This window comes from Novipirellula herctigrandis (assembly GCA_007859835.1).
In the GTDB taxonomy this organism is placed as follows: domain Bacteria; phylum Planctomycetota; class Planctomycetia; order Pirellulales; family Pirellulaceae; genus Novipirellula_A; species Novipirellula_A herctigrandis.
Genome location: SJPJ01000001.1, coordinates 24,291 through 29,829, shown reverse-complemented (window position 1 = coordinate 29,829; position 5,539 = coordinate 24,291). Strand labels below are relative to the sequence as shown.

Genomic DNA, 5,539 nt, shown 5'->3' with positions numbered 1-5,539 from the left:
GAAACGAACCGCCGGATGCGGACCCGCATGTCCGGTGGTGTGAGAGGGGTCCCGGGCAACCGGGCCCCTATCTCGATCATTGTTCTGCTTTTGGCGGTGAGGTCAATTCTAAACCAGCGTCGTCAACCATCCATGCACGATTGTTCTGCTTGAAGATTCGCGGACGCTTGCAAAGTCCATCATTGTTCGACGGGTCAATCACAAGTCGGAATCCAAGATCATCTTCGCGTGGCGTTGCGTGATGGCTGTAGCCCCAATAGTCCGTCCTGGGTGCGAGTCGATTATTATCATCATCGAGGAAAGCGCGACCATCAGTGAACCCGCCTCCCATAGAGCGTGACCCTAGATTGAAGTACGCATTGTTGGTCGGATCATCGTTGAGTATGTATTCCGACACATTGCCGATAAGCCCAAAGACGCCCTCCGGTGAGCGGCCATTCGGACGTGCCTTGACAGGTTCTGTTCGTTTTGGACGTTTGTCAGGCTCATTTCGCATTCGAGCTCCGAAATCGTATTTGATGCCGTGCGACGTGTGCGCACGGTCCAGTTTCCATTCGTTGCCCCAGGGATAGTTTCGCGTCTTGCCGTATGCGGCGATCATCCACTCGTTCCACGTTGGCAATCGGATCAGACCCGCGTTGGGATGCGACGTGGCGGTCCAATCGGCAAACGCAACGGCGTCTGGCAGCGTGACAAGGGCAACTGGATGGTCGTCAAGCCCAGCCGGGAACTTTCCGTCTCGCCAAATTGTTGAAGCGTCTTCGATCGAGTACGGAATGTCACCGGTGGAAAATGCACGCCGCTTCTTTCGCTCCGTGATGATTCGGAGTATTTCGGTATCATCCTTTATTTTGTTCGTTGCATCCAAATACGCCTTAAACTGCGCATTTGTCACCTCGGTTTCAAGAATGTAGAAATCGGGATAGTCGATTTTGTGTGACCGAGGTGAGACCCGCCGAAAAACGAGTGTTTGGGCGACACCAAGTTTAAGCTCGATTGTGGCGGTCTCAGTCGGCTCGTCGGCGTGCGACATCGTCGCAATCAGCACGGCGAACAACGCTAGTAGCCGAGTCATTGTTGCACCGGGAGTTTTTTCATAGCAGAACGTCCGTGATCACCGAGCCGGAACCAGCGATCATCCATTTCAAAACACGCGCAAGTCCGGCTTCGCGTGCATCACATTGTTATTCCGCGATTTTCATTTCTGTTTTGATTTTTTCGGCAAGAGCATCTCCGTCATTCTTTCGATCACCGATTCCCTTGCCGACGATTTCAAGAGCCTGATCCGCTCCCTCTGCGTCGCCGGTTGCCGCGAGCACCAACCACGCGTATGCAGTCACGTTGTCGGCCGCAACGCCCTCGCCCTTCACGTGCATCATTGCAACATTGTATTGAGCCTTTGAATGTCCCTGCATCGCAGCTTTGGTATACCAAGCTAATGCATTTTCTGCTGACTGAGGAACGCCTGCTCCATCGCGAAGCATTTCGGCAAAATTGAATTGCGCGTTTGCGTGCCCCTGTTCTCCTGCCTGCTGGTACCAATGTGCCGCAGATTCCAAGTTCTGTTCCACCCCGTGACCGACATCATACGCATATCCAAGCGCGGATTGCGCCCGGGCATCTCCATTTTCAGCGGCAGCTTTCATTTTCTCGAACGACATAGCAGCTGTTCCTGAGGTCTTTTGTTGAGCTGGGGGCGTGTGCACCTGAGTCGCTGGTTTAGACTCGTTGCAGCCTTGGGCTGCGACTGCAATCGCCATCGCCAGCAATAGGACAAATTTTCGCATGAAACTTCTATAGCGGAATAACGGTGGTGATCAGCGGGGACGGGCGAACGACTTGCAAGCAGACGAGAAAACGGACCACCCGTCCTCCGTTGCATCACATGGTTACCCGCCAACAGTTACGCCTAGTTTCTCTCCAAACGTGTTGATCCGAGATTTCCACTCAAGTTCCGTTTCATTGAGATCGTTCATTTCGTCAATCACGGCCTGTCGGGTTTCGATTGTAGCAGGATTCTCCGCGCGAGCAGTCGCCAACCATTTTGCATAGGTATCGTGAGTCTCTGCCTGCCAGTCGAGGTACTCGTGAATCAGTTCCGTGAACTCAGCGGTTGTTGGGTCGTCAGGAGCATCCAATGCGTCGAGTTTCGACCGTACACTTTTGAGTGTCCGATTGAGATTCACCTGCGCATCAGCAATGGCGTCAATGTCTGCGGTTTTGCCGTGAAACCAGGGTTCCATTGCGCGGCCCCATGTGTCTCCAGACGCCGTTAACGCAGCCGATTCGTCATATGCTGCAATCACGTATGCTGCCTTCGGCAGCGGCCCGGAAGGCTGGCACCCAATACATGCGATCGTCATTACAACAAATATGCAGCGGATCAAGATTCAACTTTTAGTCGGGTAACGGCCGCGATCAGCGGGCCGGGACAGTTGGCTCTCCATTCGTAAAACCGTGCAAGCCCGGCTCCGTTGCATCGCATGGTTCGCCGCCGCCTGGCACTACACGTTGCGGACCAGCGATCAGGCGTCAAACAATCCAAGATCGTATAGTCCGTAGGCAATGTAAGCAACAAACACGGTAACCCCAAGCCAAAAGCGTACGCGATCCGAACTGCGAGCGGCAAATATAGCAGTCGCCCCGATCGCGGAGTACAAGATTACATTTGCGATAGTGTGCGGGTTCTCGGCACGATTCCATGACTCATTTTCAAGCGAGAATAGTGGCACGATGATCAATAGCGACAGCGAGATTAATGAACCAAGGATCGCTACAACACCCGCCGCCCATAGGCCGAACGTCGCGGTGGCCCGTCGAAGCGATTGAAGCGTGATCCCATCGTGGTTCGTCTCGGTGACAGACGCTCGGACCGCAGGCATTGGATCGTCAGTCATGTTGCAAACTTTGCAGGAGGACGAATCGACAGGCAGCAAATGATGTAGCGAACGTTTGTCTTCATTTCAGCCGGCGAATCGTCCGGCGTCACCGGGCGGGGAGAGTAAAGTTGTCCATTTCAATTCCGGCCGCAAGCCCCGCTCCGTGTGCACATACTCTTAGGTGGACTTATTGGATTTTGAAACGAAAATGGCTTCTCTCGATGTAATAAACGAGCTGAATCACGAGGATTCGCTCACTTGGTGTTAGTGGTCGTAACCAACAATTTGGAGATCGTGGTTCGACAATACATTCGAAAGAAGCCTCATGAATTCTACTACAAACTCAATGTCGAAATCAACTCTTTTAGTTCAACAAAATCAAAACATCACTGACGCTGGCAGAATCGTTAACGTCGGCTTCGATGTTGGCAGTGATTCGCTGTATTGGGCCATGGAGTTGTCGGGGAAATCAATCCGTGGCCAGTGTGAAAACAACAGTTCCGACATACGCACAACGCTCGAAGAGATCCGCAACGAAGTCCAACAACACGGTGACTATCAAATTCGTGTCCTCTGTGAGTCAACGGGCATCTATCATCGACGACTTCTGCAGCTGGCCGATGAACTCGGCATGCGAACCGCGTTGGTGCATGGAGAAGCCGTAGCCAAATTCCGCACGATTCAATTCGCCGATCATGGCAAGACCGACCAACGCGATCCCAAAGCGGTGCTGACGGTTGCCAAAGTCGGCAAACTGATCCAAGACCGTAAGCTTGATAAACATTACGCGCAGCTACGTGAACTTCATCGGTTGGTCCTCCGCTGTGAAGCCCGCATCAAGGTCGCCAAGTGCGAACTGCACGCTGATTTGAGAAGTCTGTTTGCGGATCTTCGATTGGACAAGTCGGTGTTGTACGGACCGACCGGCCGTGCGCTGATCGAGCAGTTCGCTGGCAACCCGCACGCGATTCTTGCGGTGGGCGAGGAAGCCTTCTACGGACGAATGAAAGCTTGCAGCAAACACACCAAGAAGGCGACTCTGAAAAAGCTCTGGCGAGCAGCAAACGATACGGCAAGCACTCAAAAGGATGACTTGGCTGCCACGCTTGCCGAAATCCGAGCCACCGCCGTGCAGCAACTTTATACGGAAATCACGACGTTTTTGCAGCAGCAACGACAAATCGAAAGTCAAATGCAAGAGCTTTACCTGACGCTTCAATCTTCCGATCCGCGGTTACCTGCTCCACGCAAGGGAGTCGTCACGCTTCGGATGCTTTCGCGTTTGGTCGCCGAGATGGGACCGCCGGATGATTTCCGCACGGTCTCGCAACTGATGCGTTATGCAGGGTTGAACTTGTGCGAACGTCAAAGTGGCAAATGGCGAGGCCGGACGACGATCAGCCGTCGCGGCCGGAGCGAACTACGTTACGTACTGAACTTGATGGCGATTCCGCTGGTCGGTCGCGGTAAGCTCTTTGGTGACTACTACTGGAAGAAGAAGGAAGCCGACAAGATGCCAGGTCAAAAGGCGAATGTTTGCGTGATGCGAAAGATTTTGAAAATGTTTTACGGTTGGTACAAGAGCGGCGAGCCATTCGATCCGGGTCGCGTCTTTGCGATGGCAAGCGAGCACGCTAAAGCAGCCTAGTCGAAACGTCCGTCAGCGATAACTTTTGAAATAGCGAACACCTAGGAGGAACCCCTTCGACTGAGATATTGAACCTTGGCGACCGGTGATGACCACCATGGCATTATCAGTTGGCATCCGCCCAACATGATCGGTGCACATTGACCAGGCGAGTGAGTCTGAGTCCTGTCACACCGGTCGCTTTTATCCTTCGACATGGCCAATGAGTAAGATCAAGTGATTGCTCCGAACGAGAGCCCAAACGCGAACTTTGCCAGTCTAGGATTCGGTTCGATGTGTGAGTGGAAGCAACGAATCAGCGAAGTGCAAAACAGAACCAAGCAACACAAAGTTGCGCGCAAAAATGGGAGAGTCAACTCCAAGGGTAAAGCATGTTCGAAGCTTCAGCGGCTTAACGCGAGCTCGAAGAATCGGCTCGCTTGCCGCTACGCCGCTTGACAAGCAAGCGTAAAGCGATGTCATGGTTATTTGGCTGTTGGAGGTTGCGAATACGGCTCGGTTGCAGTCAGAACCATTGTAGTGACATCACGACCGATCGTCATATGCCAAACCGATGTAACCGCGTTTTCGAAATCGGGTACGCGGAGGTTCAATTGCGGATCAGTCTCGGATCGCCGGCGCAAGAAACGACGAACAGGCCGCATTATTGGGTGACCGTCGTACGCATCAAGAAACAACGTGGTACGCAGGTTGTCGCGAACTTCTTCAGTGGGTTGCACAAATTCGCTTTCGACGGAAGTCCCGTCAGCAGCAAGGTAGGCAAAGGGCTCATCCAAAGCCGGATCGTGAATCACCCGCGCGGCGTTTGCCCGATGTGCCCAGACAAGCACGGTGCCAAGCACCTGAAGGCGATATTTCCATCCGCGTTTATGGTTGAAACGCTCGCATGAATGAACGGCGTTGAGACGAATAGTTCTCACATGCAGTTAGTCCAAATAACGGTAGACATCACGGGGAACGGACGAAAGATTGTCAATTTCAAAAACCGCGCAAGCCGTTCTCCCGTGCATGA

General features: G+C 53.1%; 6 protein-coding genes. 1 reads left to right on the top strand and 5 read right to left on the bottom strand.

Features of this window, described 5'->3' with window-relative positions:
* Positions 1–76 precede the first annotated feature (76 nt).
* The 4 genes from CA13_RS00115 to CA13_RS00100 all read right to left on the bottom strand — a co-directional run bounded on the left by CA13_RS00115 (position 77) and on the right by CA13_RS00100 (position 2,897).
* Positions 77–1,075 (bottom strand): formylglycine-generating enzyme family protein, encoded by a 999-nt coding sequence (locus CA13_RS00115; RefSeq protein ID WP_146393661.1) that lies wholly within the window; start codon positions 1,073–1,075, stop codon positions 77–79.
* 109 nt (positions 1,076–1,184) lie between these two features.
* Positions 1,185–1,787 (bottom strand): tetratricopeptide repeat protein, encoded by a 603-nt coding sequence (locus CA13_RS00110; RefSeq protein ID WP_146393659.1) that lies wholly within the window; start codon positions 1,785–1,787, stop codon positions 1,185–1,187.
* 102 nt (positions 1,788–1,889) lie between these two features.
* Entirely contained in the window at positions 1,890–2,387 is a 498-nt protein-coding gene (locus tag CA13_RS00105) for a hypothetical protein (protein WP_146393657.1), read from the bottom strand.
* Positions 2,388–2,525: 138 nt separating this feature from the next.
* Positions 2,526–2,897 carry a hypothetical protein gene (locus CA13_RS00100; protein ID WP_146393655.1) on the bottom strand — a complete coding sequence of 124 codons (372 nt, stop codon included), beginning with the start codon at positions 2,895–2,897 and terminating at the stop codon, positions 2,526–2,528.
* A 328-nt stretch (positions 2,898–3,225) separates the two neighbouring features.
* Here CA13_RS00100 and CA13_RS00095 point away from each other — a divergent pair, with 328 nt between their 5' ends.
* Complete coding sequence (locus CA13_RS00095; RefSeq protein ID WP_419193738.1) at positions 3,226–4,527, top strand: transposase; 1,302 nt, start codon at positions 3,226–3,228, stop codon at positions 4,525–4,527.
* Between the two features lie 464 nt (positions 4,528–4,991).
* On the opposite strand, the gene CA13_RS00090 is transcribed toward CA13_RS00095, so the two are convergent.
* Entirely contained in the window at positions 4,992–5,447 is a 456-nt protein-coding gene (locus CA13_RS00090) for a hypothetical protein (protein ID WP_146393651.1), read from the bottom strand.
* Positions 5,448–5,539: the final 92 nt, after the last annotated feature.

Coding starts and splice junctions, on each gene's coding strand:
- CA13_RS00115 (WP_146393661.1), bottom strand. CDS start 1,075: ATGACTCGGCTACTAGCGTTGTTCGCCGTGCTGATTGCGACGATGTCG.
- CA13_RS00110 (WP_146393659.1), bottom strand. CDS start 1,787: ATGCGAAAATTTGTCCTATTGCTGGCGATGGCGATTGCAGTCGCAGCC.
- CA13_RS00100 (WP_146393655.1), bottom strand. CDS start 2,897: ATGACTGACGATCCAATGCCTGCGGTCCGAGCGTCTGTCACCGAGACG.
- CA13_RS00095 (WP_419193738.1), top strand. CDS start 3,226: ATGTCGAAATCAACTCTTTTAGTTCAACAAAATCAAAACATCACTGAC.